15 protein-coding genes and 1 pseudogene are annotated in these 18,170 nt (G+C 71.8%); all 16 read right to left on the reverse strand.

Annotated elements, in window-relative coordinates:
* A pseudogene (locus FV227_RS04540) lies at nt 1-752 on the reverse strand (hypothetical protein); the annotation flags it as partial.
* Nucleotides 749-1,759 carry a magnesium chelatase ATPase subunit I gene (bchI, locus tag FV227_RS04545; protein WP_147858406.1) on the reverse strand — a complete coding sequence of 337 codons (1,011 nt, stop codon included), beginning with the start codon at nt 1,757-1,759 and terminating at the stop codon, nt 749-751. The gene bchI and the pseudogene FV227_RS04540, both read right to left, overlap by 4 nt.
* Before the next feature lie 317 nt (nt 1,760-2,076).
* A complete protein-coding gene (hemA, locus tag FV227_RS04550; RefSeq protein ID WP_147728026.1) occupies nt 2,077-3,294 on the reverse strand; it encodes a 5-aminolevulinate synthase in 1,218 nt (405 codons plus the stop codon).
* A 45-nt stretch (nt 3,295-3,339) separates the two neighbouring features.
* Nucleotides 3,340-4,203: a putative photosynthetic complex assembly protein PuhE gene (puhE, locus tag FV227_RS04555; RefSeq protein WP_147728027.1), complete on the reverse strand. Its 864-nt coding sequence runs from the start codon at nt 4,201-4,203 to the stop codon at nt 3,340-3,342.
* A gap of 10 nt (nt 4,204-4,213) precedes the next feature.
* Nucleotides 4,214-5,266, reverse strand: coding sequence for a magnesium-protoporphyrin IX monomethyl ester (oxidative) cyclase (acsF, locus tag FV227_RS04560; RefSeq protein WP_187274684.1), 1,053 nt, complete (start codon nt 5,264-5,266; stop codon nt 4,214-4,216).
* 20 nt (nt 5,267-5,286) lie between these two features.
* Nucleotides 5,287-5,589: a hypothetical protein gene (locus tag FV227_RS04565; RefSeq protein WP_187273562.1), complete on the reverse strand. Its 303-nt coding sequence runs from the start codon at nt 5,587-5,589 to the stop codon at nt 5,287-5,289.
* On the reverse strand, nt 5,586-6,059 hold the full coding sequence (gene puhC, locus FV227_RS04570) for a photosynthetic complex assembly protein PuhC (RefSeq protein WP_147728029.1): 474 nt from the start codon (nt 6,057-6,059) through the stop codon (nt 5,586-5,588). Before puhC ends, FV227_RS04565 begins: the two co-directional genes overlap by 4 nt.
* Nucleotides 6,060-6,328: 269 nt before the next feature.
* Nucleotides 6,329-7,030, reverse strand: a complete 702-nt coding sequence (gene puhB / locus FV227_RS04575; RefSeq protein ID WP_147728030.1) for a photosynthetic complex putative assembly protein PuhB — start codon at nt 7,028-7,030, stop codon at nt 6,329-6,331.
* Complete coding sequence (gene puhA / locus FV227_RS04580) at nt 7,027-7,803, reverse strand: photosynthetic reaction center subunit H (protein WP_147728032.1); 777 nt, start codon at nt 7,801-7,803, stop codon at nt 7,027-7,029. Before puhA ends, puhB begins: the two co-directional genes overlap by 4 nt.
* A gap of 31 nt (nt 7,804-7,834) precedes the next feature.
* Entirely contained in the window at nt 7,835-9,265 is a 1,431-nt protein-coding gene (locus tag FV227_RS04585; protein WP_147858407.1) for a BCD family MFS transporter, read from the reverse strand.
* Nucleotides 9,262-9,969 (reverse strand): magnesium protoporphyrin IX methyltransferase, encoded by a 708-nt coding sequence (gene bchM, locus FV227_RS04590; protein ID WP_147727571.1) that lies wholly within the window; start codon nt 9,967-9,969, stop codon nt 9,262-9,264. Before bchM ends, FV227_RS04585 begins: the two co-directional genes overlap by 4 nt.
* A gap of 11 nt (nt 9,970-9,980) precedes the next feature.
* A complete protein-coding gene (gene bchL, locus FV227_RS04595; protein ID WP_147727570.1) occupies nt 9,981-10,874 on the reverse strand; it encodes a ferredoxin:protochlorophyllide reductase (ATP-dependent) iron-sulfur ATP-binding protein in 894 nt (297 codons plus the stop codon).
* Nucleotides 10,871-14,590: a magnesium chelatase subunit H gene (locus FV227_RS04600; protein WP_147858408.1), complete on the reverse strand. Its 3,720-nt coding sequence runs from the start codon at nt 14,588-14,590 to the stop codon at nt 10,871-10,873. Before FV227_RS04600 ends, bchL begins: the two co-directional genes overlap by 4 nt.
* On the reverse strand, nt 14,565-16,127 hold the full coding sequence (bchB, locus tag FV227_RS04605) for a ferredoxin:protochlorophyllide reductase (ATP-dependent) subunit B (protein ID WP_147727568.1): 1,563 nt from the start codon (nt 16,125-16,127) through the stop codon (nt 14,565-14,567). Before bchB ends, FV227_RS04600 begins: the two co-directional genes overlap by 26 nt.
* 4 nt (nt 16,128-16,131) lie before the next feature.
* Entirely contained in the window at nt 16,132-17,433 is a 1,302-nt protein-coding gene (locus FV227_RS04610; RefSeq protein ID WP_147841439.1) for a ferredoxin:protochlorophyllide reductase (ATP-dependent) subunit N, read from the reverse strand.
* The gene (gene bchF, locus FV227_RS04615) at nt 17,430-17,945 is read right to left on the reverse strand and encodes a 2-vinyl bacteriochlorophyllide hydratase (protein WP_147728496.1); all 516 of its coding nucleotides are present in this window, start codon (nt 17,943-17,945) and stop codon (nt 17,430-17,432) included. Before bchF ends, FV227_RS04610 begins: the two co-directional genes overlap by 4 nt.
* Nucleotides 17,946-18,170 lie beyond the last annotated feature (225 nt).

Here is an 18,170-nt window from a genome sequence, read left to right on the forward strand (position 1 = left end):
AGCGAGGGGCGGGAAAGGGGAGCGCCGGATCCGGCATCGTCGCTCCCCTCTCCCGACCCGCTTCGCGGGCCACCCTCCCCCGCAGAGGGGGGAGGGAAAAGCGGTTCCTGCGATCGCCGTTCGGGGTGGGCGGATGCGAAAGCCGTTCCAGAAGAATGGCGTTCTGCGGAACGCGCCCGTTGCAACCCCCGAAGGTCCGCCGCGTCATGCCCGGGCGGAGCATCCTCGATCTCCCGCAGCCCGAAGGCGCGCAGATCCACGTCGAAGGCGAGGCGCTCGGTGAGCGCGCTCGGCGGCGCCTCGTCGTCGAGCCCCTCGTCGAGCAGCACCAGGCCGAAGCGGGCGGGCCGCGTCTCGCAGAAACCGTCGCGCGCGACCGTGATCGTGCCGGTGTCGAGCGCCGCGGCGAGACGAGCCGCCGTGCCGGGCGACAGGCGCTCGGCCATCGGCACGACGACGAGGCCGCCGTCGGCCTCGGCCAGGAGGCCCACCTGGGCCACCGGGCGGCCGGCCGACAGGCTCGCGGCGAGGTCGAGGCCGCCGAGCAGGCGGTCGTCGCCGATGCCGGGCGGGCAGCGCCGGACGGGGGTGCCGGGCGCGAGGCGGTCCGTCAGGTGCCGCAGCCACGCCTCGCGGACCGGGCCCGTCCCGGCGCGCAGGCGGATGCCGACGCAGGCCTGCGGATCGGCCGCCAGCAGCGAAGCGGCGCGGAGCGCCTCGGCCCAGCGGCCCTCGCCGGGCGCGAGCGTCACGCCAGCACGTCGGCCACCGCCCGCGCCACGCGGGCGGTGGAGCCGGCCTCGTCGAGCGGGTTGCGGCGCAGGCGATGGCGCAGCGCCGCCGGCGCGATCCGGCGGACATGGTCGATCGTCACGTCGTCCGCGCCGTCGAGCGCCGCCAGCGCGCGGGCGGTGCGCATCAGGGTGAGCTCGCCGCGCAGGCCGTCGGTGCCGAGCGCCACGCAGAGCCTCGCGCAGGCCTCCAGCACCGCGTCGGGGATCGTCACGGCACTCAGCCGTTCGCGGGCGAGCGTGATCTGCTTGGCCTGCGCCCGCTCGGCCTTGGCGTAGGTGGCGCAGAACGCTTCCGGGTCGCGCTCGTAGACGTCGCGGCGGCGGACCACGTCGATGCGGGTCGCGATGTCGGTGGGCGTCGCCACCTCGACGGCGAGGCCGAACCGGTCGAGGAGCTGCGGCCTCAGCTCGCCCTCCTCCGGGTTGCCGGAGCCGACGAGCACGAAGCGCGCCGGGTGCCGGATCGACAGGCCCTCGCGCTCGACGGTGTTGACCCCGGAGGCCGCCACGTCGAGCAGCAGGTCGACGAGGTGGTCTTCCAGCAGGTTGACCTCGTCGATGTAGAGGAAGCCGCGGTTGGCCCGCGCCAGCAGCCCGGGCTCGAACGCCTTCTCGCCGAGCGCCAGCGCCCGCTGCAGGTCGAGCGCGCCGACCACCCGGTCCTCGGTGGCTCCGAGCGGCAGGTCGACCACCGGCACCGGCACGAGCGCGCTCTTGCGCTCCGCCTGGCCGCGGCAATGCGGGCACGATTCGGCGGGTGCGGCCGGATCGCAGGCATAGGGGCAGCCGACGACCGCGCGCATCCGCGGCAGCAGACCGGCCAGCGCCCGGATCGCGGTGGACTTGCCGGTGCCGCGATCCCCGAACACCAGCACGCCCCCCACCGACGGATCGACCGCCGCGATCAGCAGCGCCCGACGCATCTCGTCCTGGGCGACGATGGCGGTGAAGGGGAAGGTAGTCACGCGCGGGGGCACTCGTGATTGCGAAGATGTTGTCACGCCGATCCGTGGCTGGGGAGGTTCGGCGCGATCGGCTCGATCGGCGCGATCGAGAATGGCACCCTGGCCTTCGAAACGCACGGGCAGTTCCCTTCTTCCGATGCGACTCGTCAGGGCCGCACGCTATGCAGGGTCAGGCGCGGGTCCCCTCTCCCCATGGAAGAACGGGCCCCGCAGTGCTTCGGACGCACCATCCGGCGCCGTCACGCAGAGGCGTCGGAATTCGGTAGGGCCCGAGGACGCGGAGAAACTCGCCGCACGGATTGTCGGCGGCGTGTCCCCTACTCCGCCGCCACCCGCTCCAGCCCGATCCGCCCCCAGATCGCGGCCAGCGCCCCGACGAGGTGGTCGATGTCGGCGTCCGTGTGCAGGGGCGACGGGGTGATGCGCAGGCGCTCGGTGCCGCGGGCGACGGTCGGGTAGTTGATCGGCTGCACGTAGATGCCGAACTCGTCGAGCAGGGTGTCGGAGATCGCCTTGCACAGCACCGGATCGCAGACCATCACCGGGACGATGTGGCTGTCGTTGGGCAGGGTGGGGATGCCGGCGGCGTCCAGGCGCTCGCGCACCCGCTGCACCCGCTCCTGGTGCCGTGCGCGCTCGACGTTGCTCCGCTTGAGGTGGCGGATGCTGGCGGCCGCGCCCGCCGCCACCGCCGGCGGCAGCGAGGTGGTGAAGATGAAGCCCGAGGCGAAGCTGCGGACGAAGTCGCACAGCGTCTCGCTCGCGGTGATGTAGCCGCCATGCACCGCGAAGGCCTTGCCCAGCGTGCCCTCGATCACGTCGAGGCGGTGGGCCAGCCCCATCCGCTCCGAGATGCCGCCGCCGCGCGCGCCGTAGAGGCCGACCGCGTGGACCTCGTCGAGGTAGGTGAGCGCGCCGTGCGCCTCGGCCACGTCGCAGATCTCGTCGATCGGCGCGATGTCGCCGTCCATCGAGTAGACCGATTCGAAGGCCACGAGCTTCGGCCTGCCGGGCTCGATCATCCGCAGCTTGCGGTCGAGGTCCTCCGGGTCGTTGTGGCGGAAGATCTGGCGCTCGGCGCGCGACGCCCGGATGCCCTCGATCATCGAGGCGTGGTTCTCGGAATCCGAGAGGATGACGCAGCCGGGCAGCTTGGCGCCGAGGGTGCCGAGCGCCGCCCAGTTCGAGACGTAGCCGGAGGTGAACAGCAGGGCCGCCTCCTTGCCGTGGAGGTCGGCGAGCTCGCGCTCCAGCAGCACGTGGTAGTGGTTGGTGCCGGAGATGTTGCGGGTGCCGCCCGCGCCCGCGCCGCAGCGGTCGAGCGCCGCGTGCATGGCGGCGAGCACGTCCGGGTGCTGGCCCATCCCGAGATAGTCGTTCGAGCACCAGACCGTGACGGGCTTCTCGCCTTCGGGGCTGTGATGGGTCGCGTGCGGGAAGCGTCCGGCCTGACGTTCGAGATCGGTGAAGACGCGGTAGCGCCCCTCCCGGTGCAAATTCTGAAGCTCGGCGCCGAAGAACGCGTCGTAATCCATCGCTCGTCTCCCCGTCCTCGTTTCGATCGCGCGGGTTCTCCCGCGTTAGGCCGCGTCGCGCCGGGCCGGCTCGGCCGGCCCCTGTGTCGGTCCGGCTGCGGCGGAGGCCGCGAGCTTCACCTTTGTCGGGACGGCCGCGGCGGACGCCGCGACCTTCGGCGGGAGGCTCCAGTTCCAGAGGGCGGCCGCGGGCAGCGGCAGCATCAGGAACCAGTGCTCGAGGGTCGCCAGGCCCATCAGCGTGGTGAGGATGGTGAAGCCGACCATCGCGTGCGGCGTGATCGGCTCGGAGAGCGCCGCCTGGCCGAGCAGCACGACGATCACGGTGGCGACGCTGACCGACGCCGGGAACAGCAGGTTCATCGGCCGCTTCGTCAGGTAGCAGCCGAGATAGGCCAGATGGTCGGGCAGGAACTCGGCGTTGAGGTTGCGCACCCCGAGGAACAGGTTGAGCCGGGCGCTGAGGTTCATCCCCCACAGCACGCAGTAGGTCCACAGGGCCAATCTTTGCGGGGTGTTCCAGGTGAGCGCCAGGATCGCCAGCGCGCCGAGAACGATGGCGAATTCGTGCCACAGGCTCGTCGCGACCGCCGCCCGGAACTTCTCGACGCCGCGGGCGCCGGGCCGGCAGGCCTCCGGCCGCGGGCCGGTGACGAAGCCCATGTAGTAGCTCATCTCCTGCCAGCCCCAGACCAGCAGCGCGCCGGTGAAGGCGGTGTAGGCCCCCGTCTCCGTGGCGTCGCCGGCGCTCGTGCCGATCGCGTAGAGCGCCGCCAGCAGCACCGCGGTGCCGGCGGCCATGCTCCACGGGAAGGTGCGGCGCGGCAGATGGTCGAGCAGGATGATCACCCCGGTGGAGAACCACCAGATCGCCACCGCATAGAGGGCCGGGACGGCGTAGGGCGACATCGCCGGCCCGCTACCACACCGGCTCGAGGCGGATGTCGGCGGGCATCGCGTTGTCGAGGGTCGGCAACAGGTAGAGCCTGCCGAAGGTGACCGCGGCCCGCGCCACCTGCACGCCGCGCTTCAGCGTGCCGGCGACGCCGCCCTGCGCCCGCGCCTCGGCGATCTTCACCGAGCAGTCGAGCAGGGTGTCGAGCCGCTGCTTGAACTTCGGGTTGTCGAGGTCGAGCGTCAGCGGGAAGGTCTGCTTCGAGATCTCGGAGGTGATGCGGAAGACCGTGAAGTCGTACTCGGACGGGTCGACCCCGAGGGCGGCGTGGAAGGCCGGCCGGCAATGGTCGCGGACGTACATCGTCGCGAACACCGCCAGCAGGAAGAACTTGATCCAGTAGCGGTTCAGCCCCTGCGTCAGCTTCGGATTGGCGCGCATCAGTAGCGCGAAGGCCTCGCCGTGGCGGAACTCGTCGTTGCACCACTTCTCAAACCACTTGAAGATCGGGTGGATGCGCCGCTCGGGGTGCTTCTCCAGCTCGCGGAAGATGGTGATGTAGCGCGCGTAGCCGATCTTCTCGGACAGGTAGGTTGCGTAGAAGATGAACTTCGGGCGGAAGAACGTGTACTTCTTCGACTTCGTCAGGAAGCCGAGATCGACGCCGATGCCGAAATCCTTCAGCGTGTCGTTGATGAAGCCGGCGTGGCGCGCCTCGTCGCGGCTCATGAAGCCGAACAGCTCCTTGATGTCCTTGTTCTTGGCGCGCTTGCGCATCTCGGCGTAGAGGACGCAGCCCGAGAACTCGGCGGTGATCGACGAGACCAGGAAGTCGAGGAACTCCTTCCGGAGTTCGGGCTCCATCTGCGACAGGTCGCAGTCGAAGTCGGCGTTGCGGGTGAAGTGGCGCTTGTTCGGGTCGGAGCGCAGCTCCTCGATCAGCACGTCCCACTCGGCCCGGACCGGCTCGACGTTCGTGCGGTCGAGCTCCGCGAAATCGGTGGTGTAGAAGCGCGGGCTGAGGAAGGTCGTCTCCTGCGCGGACTTGGTCGATTCGTTGACCGGGCGGGTGGGCAGCGGATGCCTGACGGGAGCGTTCAAAGCTTCCTCCTCTCGCTGAAGCTGACTTCGTAGAGCTCGGTCAGCTCGAGATGGCCGGCGAGCTTGGTCCAGAGCCGCTCGATCCGGCCGGCCCGCGTCACCGTCGCGGTGCGGCGGACGACGAGGCGCTCGCCGTAGGGCACCGAGGTCGGCGCGTCGTGGACCTGCACCTCGTCGCCGGGCTCGATCTCGAAGTCGGCGTCGAGGCTGACATGGGCGTGCAGGCTCTCGGGGGTCTGCTCGATCTCGACGGTGCAGGGCACCTCGACCGTGCGGCGGCCGTTCAGGAATCCGATCATCGCGGGACGCTCACGTCGGGAAGGGCGTTGCCGGGTAGGAGCTTGGCGAAGGCGAGCGCGTTGGTCGGGCCGAAGGCGCCCATGTTGACGCTGCGCCCCGTGGTCTCGTCGATCAGGGCGAGCGAGCCGTCGTCGTAGCGGGTTAGGCGGAACGGCTCGGCCGGGGTCAGGCCGGCGCGCAGGCGGGACTGGCCGAAGCTGCGCAGGGTCGCGCGGACGAAGTTGTCCTGGCCGGGCTCGATGGTCTCGATCAGCCGCGCATCGGCGGCATCCTCGATCCGGATCGACCCGTCCGGGCGGTCCAGCACGCGCAGGGCGACGGAGGCGACGGGATTCCCGCCGGGGTTTCCGCTGAGGCCGATCCGCTCGGTGCGCCCGACCACCACCGCCAGCATGGTGAAGCCGAGGAGCGCCCCGGCTCCGATCAGTGCGAGCGCCGGGATCGGTCCGCCCTCCGCCACCTCACCCATCGGCTTCCCTCACCGTCTGCCCGGACCGGTCGTCGGGGCGGCACCGCTCGGTGTCCGGCCACGTCGCCGTTTCCTTGGCTTCACGTTAACCGGTGTCAAGCACGCTTGACAATCCTCGTTCTGGATTTTTCGGGCGGGTTTTTCGAGGGTGCCGGCAAGGTCCTGTTCGCGAACGACTTTTTTCGAGAAGCGAACGCCCGCCCCGGCGGTTCGGCCGGGACGGGCGGGGTGATGTCTCGTCCGCGCGGCTCCGCGGAGGCTCGGGCCGGTCAGCGCGCTCCGACGGCGACGAGGCGCGGCTTGCGCGCCGCGTTCTGCGGTCGGGCGACGAGCACCGGCAGCGCGGACTCTTCCTCGGGCGCCCGCGCCGCGACGATCGCCCGGGCGAGGATGGCGGCTACCTCGCCTGCGTTCGGGACGGAGCGGAGCATCGGCTGCGGCTCGGTCACGCGCCAGGGGCGGGCATGCGGCCACAGGTGCAGGTAGGCGACGCGGGTGCCGGCGCTCAGCCGGAGCGGCAGGTCGCCGGTGCCGTCGGCGAAGCTGTGCAGGGCGGCATCCTCCACCTGCGCCAGCGGCAGGTTGAAGGTGACCGGCAGCGCGATGCCGATCCGCATCACCACGCGGCGGTTGGTGATGGTGTAGGTCGTGGTCCAGGAGGCGAGCCAGCCGAGGCCGCCGACGACGGCCAGCGCGGCGGCGCAGGCGGCGAAGGTCGGCCACGAGGCTTCGAGGCCCGCCAGCACCGCGCCGTCGAGAGCCGCCGGCAGGATGGTCCAGGCGGCCAGCACGCCGAACCACAGCACCACGAACCCGCCGTGCATCGGGCGGGCGGCCATGCCGAAGGCGGTCGGCCGGCCCTGCCACAGGATGTGCTCGCCCGGCGGCAGCGCCTCGGGCAGGCCCTCGGGGATCCGGTCGTCGCGGACGGTGTCGTCCGAGGGCGTATCGTGGGTCCGGCGGCCGCTCATAGCAGGGTCTCCGCGCGCTGGGGCGTGGCGTACAGGGTGCCGGCGCCGAAATAGGCGATGATCTTCTCCTCCTCGAGGAGAGTCACCGCGTCGGGGTCGGCGTGGGGCGGGATGTCCGAGAACTGTCGGGCGAGCAGCGCCTCGGTCTTCACGGTGCGCGAGAACCGCCCCGTGCGGCAGAAGGTGACCGGCATCAGCACGCGGCGTCCGCCGGCGCCGAGATCGACCTCGTAGTAGCGGGCGAAGCTTTCGCCGCGGTCGACCCAGATGTCGGACACCGTTCCGGCGATCTGGCTGTCGGCGCCGAACACGCTCATGCCGATCGGGTTGGGGCCGTCCTCGTGGACCATGAAGTGCGTCGCGACCCGCAAGGGGACGATCCGTTTCTGGCCGTCGAAGGTGTGATCGAACGCGTCGTCGCGGCTGACCCAGGAGCCGGGGCCGACATGGGCGAACATCGGGTCGGCGCCGGTCGGCTCCAGCGGGGCGCCCGGCCAGGGCTCGCGCTTGCTGCCGAGGTAGTTGCGGTCGGGCCTGGTGTCGGCCTGCGGCGCCTGCTTGATCTTGCCGTCGGCGAGGTGGAACAGCTTCGGCGTCGGGATCAGGATCGGGTCGGGGCGCTTGAGGGTGCCCGTCACCTCGGCCTCGAGGGGATAGCCCTCGCGCCGGTCCTCGCGCCGGAGCCAGAAGACCAGGCCGAAGAAGAACAGGAAGAAGGCGTACAGGACGATCTGCGCGACGTCGACGTAGCCGGTGAGTGCTCCCGTGGGCAGTGCTCCTGGTGGCATGGCGATCTCCCGAGCTTCAGGTGGAGGAGGTGGACAGGGCGACGCGGGGCCTGCCCCGCGCCGCCGGTTGCGGGCTGCGGTCCCGGACCAGCGGGCCGATCGCGACCAGCGTCGCGAACAGCAGCGCGATCTCGATGTGGTAGACGACGAGGTAGCCGATCGAGGGATCGCTCATGCCCTCGCCGAGCGCCCCCGAGACGGCGAGCGCCGAGCCGACGTCCCGCACGATGCCGCTGCCGGCGATGGCGAGGCCGGCCGCCGACGCCTGGACCGCGCCCCAGGCGCCGAGCGCGAGCCCGGTATCCTCCGGCCCGGCCTTCGCCATGGAGGCGGTGAGCGTGCCGTGGGCGAACAGGCCGCCGCCGCAGCCGATCAGGCTGACGCCGGCCGCGAAGACCTGCGTCGAGCCGAGCGGGGCCGCGAACACGACGCAGGAAAAGGCAAGGATGCCGATCACGGCACCCGCCGCCGCCACCCGGAACGGGTCGCCGCCCCGGTTGAGCCAGCGCGCCGCCGCCAGCAGCCCGAGGCCGCCGCCGGCCGCCAGCATCGCGGTCAGCGCCGTGGTCGCGCCGACCGAGAGGTGCAGGATCTGCCCGCCATAGGGTTCCAGCAGGATGTCCTGCATCGAGAAGGCGGCGGTGCCGAGCCCGGTGGCGACGAGGCGGCGCCGCGCCAGCCCCTGCCCCACATAGGCCGCCCAGGATTCGGAGAAGCTCGGCTGCGCCGCGTCGCGGGCGCGGTCGGGGTCGCGCGCCTCCTGCTTCCACAGGGCCAGCCCGTTGAGCACGATGGTGACGAGGGCCGTGCCCTGGATCACCTGGATCAGCCGCACCTTCGAGAAGTCGGCGAGCAGCAGGCCGAAGGCGACCGCGCTGACCATCATCCCGACGAGCAGCATGACGCAGAGCAGCGCGACGACCTTGGGCCTTGCATGGGCCGGTGCGAGGTCGGTGGCGAGGGCGAGCCCCACCGTCTGCGTGGTGTGGAGGCCGGCGCCGACCAGGACGAAGGCGAGCGCGGCGGCGACCTGCCCGGCCCACATCGGGCCGGTGGTGTCGCCCGACAGCAGCAGCAGCGCGAACGGCATGATCGCGAGCCCGCCGAACTGCAGCAGCGTGCCGAACCAGATGTAGGGGACGCGGCGCCAGCCGAGCACCGACCGGTGCGTGTCCGAGCGGAAGCCGATCAGCGCCCGCAAGGGGGCGAAGATCAGCGGCAGGGACAGCATCAGCGCGACGACCCAGGCCGGCACCTCCAGCTCGACGATCATGACGCGGTTGAGCGTGCCGATCAGCAGCACCGCGGCCATGCCGACGGTGACCTGGAACAGCGACAGCCGCATCAGCCGCCCGAGCGGCAGCTCCTTCGTCGCCGCGTCGGCGAAGGGGAGGATCGACGGCCCGAGGGCCGCGACGTGCCGGATCAGGCGGAGGCCGAGCTTCATCGGCGGCCCCGCGCCAGCTCGATCGCGTTCGAGAGGTAGAAGCCGCTGTTGACGCGCTGCGTGCGCGTCAGCGCGAACTCGGCCAGCGCCGGCTCCCGGCCGATCCGCTTGGCCAGCGCGCCCAGCGTGATCGGCACGATCGCCGGCGCCCGGTCGGCCCTCGGGAACAGCGTGCCGGCGGCGTGCATCGCGGTGAGCAGGGCGGTGCGGGGCGCCACCGTGAACACCACCGACCCGTCCGTGCGCGCGCCGAGCGCGGCGAGCGCCCGGGCGATGTCGGCGGCGCCGTAATGGATCAGCGAATCCATCGCCACGACGTGGTCGAAGCGGCCGAGGCTCGGATCGAGCATGTCGCCGACCCGGAAGTCGATCGACCCGCCGCCCGCGATCGGCCCGGCGCGCTCGGCCGCGAGGCCGACCAGCGTCGCCGACACGTCGATGGCGACGACCTCGGCGCCGCGGCGCGCGGCCTCCAGGCTGAGCGCCCCGGTGCCGCAGCCGGCATCGAGGATGCGCCGGCCGGTCAGGTCGTCGGGCAGCCAGGACAGAAGCTGAGCCCGCATCGTGTCGCGACCCGCCCGCACCGTCGCGCGGATCTTCGAGACCGGTGCGTCGGAGGTTAGCCGCGCCCAGGCCTCGACCGCGGTGCGGTCGAAGTAGGTGGTGAGCTGCGAGCGGCGCTCGGCGTAGGATGCGCTGGTCATCACGAGACCCCTCAATCAAATCCCAGGAACTCGAAGAGGTCGCGGTCCTTCATCGGGATCGCGGAGAGCGGCTTGCCGCCGGCGTAGAGGTAGGCGGCCAGCCGCATGTACTCGGCCTTCACGGCCTCCAGCTCCGGCGTCTCGTCCATCTCGAACAGGGTCGACTTCTTCAGGCGCGAGCGCCGCACGACGTCGAGGTCGGGGAAGTGGGCGATGCGCTCCAGGCCGACGGCGGCGTTGAAGCGGTCGATCTCGTCGGTCTTGGCCGAGCGGTTGGCGATGACGCCGCCGAGCCGCACGGGGTAGTTCTTCGCCTTGGCGTGGATCGCGGCGACGATGCGGTTCATCGCGAAGATCGAGTCGAAGTCGTTGGCGGTGACGACCAGCGCCTGTTCGGCGTGCTGGAGCGGCGAGGCGAAGCCGCCGCAGACCACGTCGCCGAGCACGTCGAAGATCACCACGTCGGTGTCCTCCAAGAGGTGATGCTCCTTGAGGAGCTTCACCGTCTGGCCGACGACGTAGCCGCCGCAGCCGGTGCCGGCCGGCGGCCCGCCGGCCTCGACGCACATCACGCCGTTGTAGCCCTCGGCGACGAAGTCCTCGACGCGCAGCTCCTCGGAGTGGAACTGCACCGCCTCCAGCGCATCGATCACGGTCGGCGCCAGGCGCTTGGTGAGGGTGAAGGTCGAGTCGTGCTTCGGGTCGCAGCCGATCTGCAGCACCCGCTTGCCGAGCTTCGAGAAGGCGACCGACAGGTTCGACGAGGTCGTCGACTTGCCGATGCCGCCCTTGCCGTAGACGGCGAAGACCTTCGCCGTCGTGCCGATGGCGACGTCCAGCGAGACCTGGACGCTGCCTTCCGGCTCGCGGCGGGCGGCCACGGGGTTTCGAATCGCGATGTTCATGCCGCAACCTCCGCGGTGATGCCTTCGAGACGGTCCTCGAGCTCCTCCTCGGCGCGGGCGAGCGCGTCGCGCGTCGCCGCATCGGGAGTCCAGAAGCCGCGCTGGTGCGCCTCGATCAGCCGGTGCGCGACCTTGGCCGAGGCGGTGGGGTTGAGGGCGGCCATGCGCTCGCGCATGGCGGGGTCGAGGACGTAGGTCTCGGTGATGCGCTGGTAGATCCAGGGCGCGACGCCGTCGCTCGTGGCCGACCAGCCCATGGTGTTGGTGAGGTGCGCCTCGATCTGGCGGACGCCCTCGTAGCCGTGGCCGAGCATGCCCTCGGTCCATTTCGGGTTGAGCATGCGGGTGCGGGTCTCGAGCGAGACCTGCTCGGAGAGCGAGCGCACGGTGCCCTCGCCGCGGGTCTGGTCGCTGATGAAGATCGGCACCGCGGCGCCGCGGGCCTCGGCCACCGCCCGGCCCATGCCGCCGAGCCCGTCGAAGTAGTGGTCGACGCTCGTCACCCCGACCTCGACCGAATCGAGGTTCTGGTAGGCGAGGTCGACCTTGGCCAGCACGCTGCGCATCAGCGCGCGCTGCGGCGCCGGCTGGCCGGTGCGGCCGTAGGCGAAGCTCTTGCGGCGCGAGAAGGTCTCGGCGATCTCGTCCTCGTCCTCCCAGCGGCCGGACTCGACCAGCCCGTTGACGTTGGCGCCGTAGGTGCCCTCGGCGTTCGAGAACACCCGCAGCGCCGCGGTCTCGAGGTCGATGCCGTGCTCGGCCTGATGCGCGAGGGCGTGCTTGCGGACGAAGTTGCACTCCACCGGCTCGTCGGCGGTGGCGGCGAGGTACGAGGCCTCGGCGAGGAGCTTCGTCTGGAGCGGCAGCAGGTCGCGAAAGATGCCGGAGAGGGTGACGACCACGTCGATGCGCGGGCGGCCGAGCGTCTCCAGCGGGATCAGGGTCGCGCCGCAGAGCCGGCCGTAGCCGTCGAAGCGCGGCGCCGCGCCGATGAGCGCCAGGGCCTGGGCGATCGGGCCGCCCTCGCTCTTGAGGTTGTCGGTCCCCCACAGCACCAGGGCGACGCTCTCGGGCAGCGCCGCGCCCTCGTCGCGGTGACGGGCGAGGATCCGGGCGACCTGCCGCGCGCCGTCGGCGACCGCGAAGGCCGAGGGCAGGCGGTAGGGATCGAAGCCGTGCAGGTTGCGTCCCGTCGGCAGCACGGCCGGGTTGCGCAGCAGGTCGCCGCCGGCCACCGGCGCGATGAAGCGCCCGTCCAGCGCCTTGAGCAGGCCGGCGACCTCGTGGTCGCGGGCGAGCAGCGCGTCGGTCTCGGCCAGCGACCGGAAGGCGGCGCGGTGGGTCTCGTCGAGGGGCAGGTTCGCGGTGGCCAAAGCCGCGTCGACGTCCTCGCCGGCCACCAGGGCCGCGATCCCGGCCCGCTCCGGCGCGAGGCCGGCGGAGGCTTCGGCCAATGCCAGCAGCAGGTCGACCCGCTCCTCGGGCGGCGTGCCCTGCCCCACCACGTGCATCCCGTGCGGGATCAGGGTGTGCTCCAGCTCGTGCACCGCCTGGCCCAGCGCCTGGATGCGGGCGGCGAGGTCGTCCCAGGCGGGCTCGGCCGGAGCGAGGTCGAGGGCGGCGGCCTGGGCCTGGACGAGCAGGCCGAGGTCGCGCCGCTCGGCTTCCGCCTCCGGCTCCAGGGCGCGCCAGCGCTCGATCGAGGCCTTGAGGTCGATCAGCCCGCGGTACAGCCCGGCCTGGGCGAGGCTCGGGGTCAGGTAGCTGACCAGGGTCGCGGCCGAGCGGCGCTTGGCGATCATCCCCTCGGAGGGGTTGTTGGCGCCGTAGAGGTAGACGTTCGGCAGCGGCCCGATCAGCCGCTCCGGCCAGCACGATTCGGACAGGCCGGTCTGCTTGCCGGGCATGAACTCGAGCGCGCCGTGGGTGCCGAAATGCAGCACCGCGTCGGCGCGGAAGTCGTCGCGCAGGTAGCGGTAGAAGGCCGAGAAGGCGTGGGTCGGCGCGAAGCCGCGCTCGAACAGCAGGCGCATCGGGTCGCCCTCGTAGCCGAAGCCGGGCTGCACGCCGACGAAGACGTTGCCGAACTGCGCGCCGAGGACGAAGAGGGCCGAACCGTTGCTGTTCTGGCGCCCCGGCGCGGGCCCCCACTGCGCCTCGATCTCGGACAGGTGCCGCTCGCGCCGGACGTGCTCCTCGGCGGGGATGCGGTGATGGACGTTGGCGGGCGTGCCGTAGCGGGCGGAGTTGCCGGCGAGCACCGCGTTGCGCAGGTCGTCGACCGTGTCGGGCACCGCGACGTCGTAGCCGTCCGCCTTCATCGCCGTCAGGGTGTTGTGCAGCGACTGGTACACCGACAGGAACGCCGCCGTGCCGATCGAGCCGGCGTTCGGCGGGAAGCCGAACAGCACGATCGCCACCTTGCGCGCGGCCCGCGCGGTCCGCCGCAGGGCGACGAGGCGCTCGATGCGGGCGGCGAGCATGTCGGCACGCTCCGGGTGAACGCGCATGTCGCGGGCGTTCTCACCCATCGACGCGCCGGAGCGGCCGCCGAACACCATCGGCGCGGTGGCGCCGTCGAGCTCGGGGATCGCGACCATCATCGTGGCCTCGACCGGCGAGAGGCCGCGGTCGGAGCCCTCCCACTGCTCCAGGGTCTGGAACTCCAGCGCGTGGGCGGCGAGGTAGGGCACGTCGAGGTCGGCGAGCGCCGTCTCGGCCGCCGCGGCGTCGTTGTACGCGGGCCCGCCGACCAGCGAGAACCCGGTGAGCGAGACCAGCGCGTCGATGGCCGGCCGGCCGTCGCGGCGGAAGAAGGCGTCCACCGCCGGGCGGTTGTCGAGGCCCGAGGCGAAGGCCGGCACCACCGCGAGGCCGCGGCCTTCGAGCGCCGCGATCACGCCGTCGTAATGGGCGGTGTTCCCGGCCAGCACGTAGGAGCGCATCACCAGCAGGCCGACCCGACCCTTCGCAGGGCCGCTCGAAGGCCCCGTGGGCACGGGGAGCGCGGCGAGCGACTCGCCGATGCGGCCCTTCATGCGCGGGTGGTAGAGGCCGGTCTCGGGATAGCTCAGCGGCGCGGGTGCGGCGGCGATCTCGCGCCAGGCGAGGCGCGGGCCGGCGGCGTAGCGCCCGACCAGGAAGCGCACGAGGTTGGCGATGTTCTCGTCCGAGCCCGAGAGCCAGTATTGCAGGGTGAGGAAGTAGGCGCGCACGTCCTGCGCCGAGCCGGGGATGAAGCGCAGGATCTTCGGCAGCTTGCGGATCATCGCCATCTGGCGGGCGCCGTTGCCCTGGGCGCCCGGCTTGCCGCGCAGCTTCTTCAGGAAGTCGAGGGCGCCGCGCTTGGTGCCGTCCATGTCGAAGCGGTTGAGGCGGGTGGTCTTCACCACCTCGCCGGCCGAGAGGCAGCCGATCATCGCGTCGCAGTGCGGGCGGCGGGCCAGCAGCGCCGGCAGCACGGCGCGGACGTGCTCGTCCATGAACAGCATCGTCGCGAGCACGATGTCGGCCCGGGCGATGTCGGCCTTGCAGGCGGACAGGCTCGCGGGCGCGGTGTCCCACTCGGCGGCGGCGTGGAAGTCGAGGACGAGGCCGGGCATCTCGCTGCGCAGCCGGAGGCGGGCGCGCTCGAGGGCGCTCGCCATGTGGTTGTCCATCGTCACGACGACGATGCGGAGCTCGGGCCGTTCAGCGACCGAAATGCGCTTTGGCATCGTACAAGGTCTCGACGGTGATGAGCGGCAGCGCCCGCTCCCTGGCGAAGGTTTCCGTGTTGGTGCGGGCTTTTCCTCGGACGAAGAACGGGATCTTCCGCAGCTCCTTCTCGGCCTCCACGGCCCAGGTCGGAGCGGTCGGGCCGGCGAGCGTCACCGAGGTGACGGGCTCGGGAACCGGCGGGGCGGGCGCGGGCGCCCCGGCGGGGGCCTTGCCGCCGAGATGGGACGGGGCGCGGTCGTTGAACTCGGGGTCCTCGCGGAACATCCCGAGCAGGTGCTCCTCCAGGCCCATCATCAGCGGGTGGACCCAGGTGTCGAACAGGACGTTGGCGCCCTCGAAGCCCATCTGCGGCGAGTAGCGCGCCGGGAAGTCCTGGACGTGGACCGGCGCCGAGATCACCGCGCAGGGCAGCCCGAGCCGCTTGGCGATGTGACGCTCCATCTGCGTGCCGAGCACCAGCTCGGGGCCGGCCGCCTGGATCGCCGCCTCGACGTCGAGGTAGTCGTCGGAGATCAGCGCCTCGATGCCGTGGAGCGCGGCCTCCGCCCGGACCTCGCGGGCGAACTCGCGGCCGTAGGTGCCGAGGCCGACGACCCGGAACCCGAGCTCGGCCTTCGCGACGCGGGCGGCGGCGATCGCGTGGGTGGCGTCGCCGAAGATGAAGATGCGCTTGCCGGTGAGGTAGGTCGAGTCGACCGAGCGCGAATACCAGGGCGCGCGCGACGGCGCCCCGGCGAGCACCGGCGCCGGGTCGATTCCGGCCAAAGCCGCGACCTCCTCGACGAAGCGGATCGTCGCGCCGACGCCGATCGGCACCGTCTCGACCATCGGCTGGCCGAAGGTCTTCTGCAGATACTGCGCGGCCGCGCGCGCCACCTCCGGGTAGAGCACGACGTTGAAGTCGGCGTCCTTCAGGCGGCCGAGGTCGGCCGGGCTTGCGCCCATCGGCGCCACGACGTTGACGGCGATGCCGAGCCGCTCGAGCAGGCCGGTGATCTCGTCGAGGTCGTCGCGATGGCGGAAGCCCAGCGCGGTCGGCCCGAGGATGTTGCAGGACGGACGCCGGCCCTCCGGCTTCGGCTCCGGGGACGGCGAGCCGGAAAGCCCGCGGACCAGCCGGTAGAAGGTCTCCGACGCGCCCCAGTTCTCCTTCTTCTGGTAGGCCGGCAGCTCCAGCGCGATCACCGGGATCGGCAGGTTCAGCGCCTTGGCGAGGCCGCCCGGATCGTCCTGGATCAGCTCCGCCGTGCACGAGGCGCCGACGATCATCGCCTGCGGCCGGAAGCGCTCGTAGGCGGCGGCGGCCGCGTCCTTGAAGATCTCGGCGGTGTCGGAACCGAGGTCGCGGGCCTGGAAGGTGGTGTAGGTGACCGGCGGGCGGGCGTCGCGCCGCTCGATCATCGTGAACAGCAGGTCGGCGTAGGTGTCGCCCTGCGGCGCGTGCAGCACGTAGTGCAGCCCCTCCATCGCGGTGGCGACCCGCATGGCGCCGATATGCGGCGGTCCTTCGTAGGTCCAGAGGGTGAGCTGCATCGCCTCAGACCTCCAGCCGGGTGCGGCGGACGAGCGGGCGGGCGAACAGCTCGGCGAGGTCGCCGGCCTGGTCGTAGCCCTGGATCGGCGTGAACAGCAGCTCGATCGACCACTTGGTCGCGAGCCCTTCCGCCTCCAGCGGGTTGGCGAGGCCGAGGCCGCAGACCGTCAGATCGGGCCTCTCGGCCCGGGCCCGGTCCATCTGCGCGTCGAGGCTCTGGCCCTCGACGATGTCCGTGCCGTCGGGCAGCAGGGCGAGGTCCTCGGCGAGGTGCCCGCGGTGCAGGTATGGCGTCCCGACCTCGCACAGGCCCATGCCCAATTCCCGCGACAGGAACCGGGCGAGCGGCACCTCGAGCTGCGAATCGGGAAAGAAGAACACCCGCTTGCCGGCAAGCGTCTCGCGGTGGTGATCGAGCGCGCGGGCGGCGCGGGCCCGGCCCGGCGCGGTCGCCGCCTCGAAGCGGCCCTCAGGCACCCCCCACGCGTCGGCCGCGGCCCTGAGCCAGCGCGTCGTGCCCTCCACGCCGAGCGGGAACGGGGCCGACAGGCGCTTGGCGCCGCGGGCCTCCAGGGCCTTGGCGGTGTCGGTCAGGAACGGCTGCGCCAGCAGGAACGTCGTGCTCGGGCCGACGGCCGGCAGCGCGCCGGCCCGGCGCGCCGGCAGGAACGCGACGTTCGCGATGCCCAGCTCGGAGAACAGCCGAAGGAACTGGTCTTCGACCACGTCGGCGAGCGCGCCCGCCACCAGCAGCGACGGGGCGGCGTCGGGCGCTTCCCGCGGCATCTCGGGCACCAGGGCCGCGAGGCAGGCATCCTCTCCCTGCGTGAACGTGGTCTCGATGCCGCTGCCGGAATAGCTCAGCACCCGCACGTCCGGCGAGAAGGTGGTCGAGAGCCGCTGCGCCGCGCGGCCGAGATCGAGCTTGATCACCTCGGAGGGGCACGAGCCGACCAGGAACAGCAGCCGGATGTCGGGGCGGCGCTCGATCAGGCGGCGCACCACCCGGTCGAGCTCCTCGTTCATGTCGGCGATGCCGGCGAGGTCCCGCTCGTCGATGATCGCGGTGGCGAAGCGCGGCTCGGCGAAGATCATCACCCCGGCGGCCGACTGGATCAGGTGGGCGCAGGTGCGCGAGCCGACGACGAGGAAGAACGCGTCCTGGATCTTGCGGTGCAGCCAGACGATGCCGGTCAGCCCGCAGAACACCGCGCGCTGGCCGCGCTCCTGCCGGATCGCCACGTCGCCGCAGCCGGGTTCGGCGGTGGCTGCGACGGTCCTCGGCGGGAGGAAGGGCGCGTTCATCGCGCCACCATCGCGGTGCCGGCGACGGGGCGCGGACGCCGCGGCGCCTGCAGCCGCGCCGCCCGCAGCTTCAGCAGGAATTGCGTCGCGTTGACCGCGTAGGAGGCGTAGGCCGCGAGCGCCAGCCACATCAGGCCGGCCGTGCCGAGGAGCCCGAAGCCGAGGGCTGCGAGGTAGGCGGTGTGCAGGGCCAGCACGAGCATGCTGACCACGTCTTCCCAGTAGAAGGCCGGGGCGAACAGGTAGCGGCCGAACACCGCCTTCTCCCAGATCGAGCCGGTGACCATGATCGCGTAGAGCAGGAAGGTCTTGGCCAGCACCGAGAGGTTGGCCGCGGCTTCGCCCTCCCCGGTGGACAGCGTCCGCAGGACCAGCCCCAGGCTGACGAGGAACACGAGGAATTGAAGCGGGGCCAGAAGGCCCTGGACCAGGGTCCAGCGGGTCGCGTCGCGCCGGGCGCGCTCGGCCGACGTGTAGAGTGATGGTCGTGCCGTCCGGTCACTGGGACCCATAGCCTTACCCCATCCCTGCTGCGGCGGGCCGCCTCTCGGGAGGGCGGCTTGGGGGAAGCCTAGAAACCGTGCCAAAAAGTGTCAAGCGCGCTTTACGTCAAAACTGTATGACAATGACGGGAAGCATTCTTATTCGATTCGACCATTGCCAAGCCGCCTCGAAAGCGTATCGTCTAGGTCAAGTCGTCCCGGAGAGGGCGACGGCACGGGGAATCCTAACCCCGG

It is taken from the genome of Methylobacterium sp. WL119 (assembly GCF_008039875.1).
GTDB lineage: Bacteria > Pseudomonadota > Alphaproteobacteria > Rhizobiales > Beijerinckiaceae > Methylobacterium.

Coding starts and splice junctions, on each gene's coding strand:
- puhB (WP_147728030.1), bottom strand. CDS start 7,030: ATGAGCGGCCGCCGGACCCACGATACGCCCTCGGACGACACCGTCCGC.
- bchF (WP_147728496.1), bottom strand. CDS start 17,945: ATGGGTCCCAGTGACCGGACGGCACGACCATCACTCTACACGTCGGCC.
- bchB (WP_147727568.1), bottom strand. CDS start 16,127: ATGCAGCTCACCCTCTGGACCTACGAAGGACCGCCGCATATCGGCGCC.
- puhE (WP_147728027.1), bottom strand. CDS start 4,203: ATGTCGCCCTACGCCGTCCCGGCCCTCTATGCGGTGGCGATCTGGTGG.
- bchM (WP_147727571.1), bottom strand. CDS start 9,969: ATGACCAGCGCATCCTACGCCGAGCGCCGCTCGCAGCTCACCACCTAC.
- bchL (WP_147727570.1), bottom strand. CDS start 10,874: ATGAACATCGCGATTCGAAACCCCGTGGCCGCCCGCCGCGAGCCGGAA.
- FV227_RS04565 (WP_187273562.1), bottom strand. CDS start 5,589: ATGATCGGATTCCTGAACGGCCGCCGCACGGTCGAGGTGCCCTGCACC.
- FV227_RS04610 (WP_147841439.1), bottom strand. CDS start 17,433: ATGAACGCGCCCTTCCTCCCGCCGAGGACCGTCGCAGCCACCGCCGAA.
- puhC (WP_147728029.1), bottom strand. CDS start 6,059: ATGGGTGAGGTGGCGGAGGGCGGACCGATCCCGGCGCTCGCACTGATC.
- FV227_RS04600 (WP_147858408.1), bottom strand. CDS start 14,590: ATGCCAAAGCGCATTTCGGTCGCTGAACGGCCCGAGCTCCGCATCGTC.
- FV227_RS04585 (WP_147858407.1), bottom strand. CDS start 9,265: ATGAAGCTCGGCCTCCGCCTGATCCGGCACGTCGCGGCCCTCGGGCCG.
- hemA (WP_147728026.1), bottom strand. CDS start 3,294: ATGGATTACGACGCGTTCTTCGGCGCCGAGCTTCAGAATTTGCACCGG.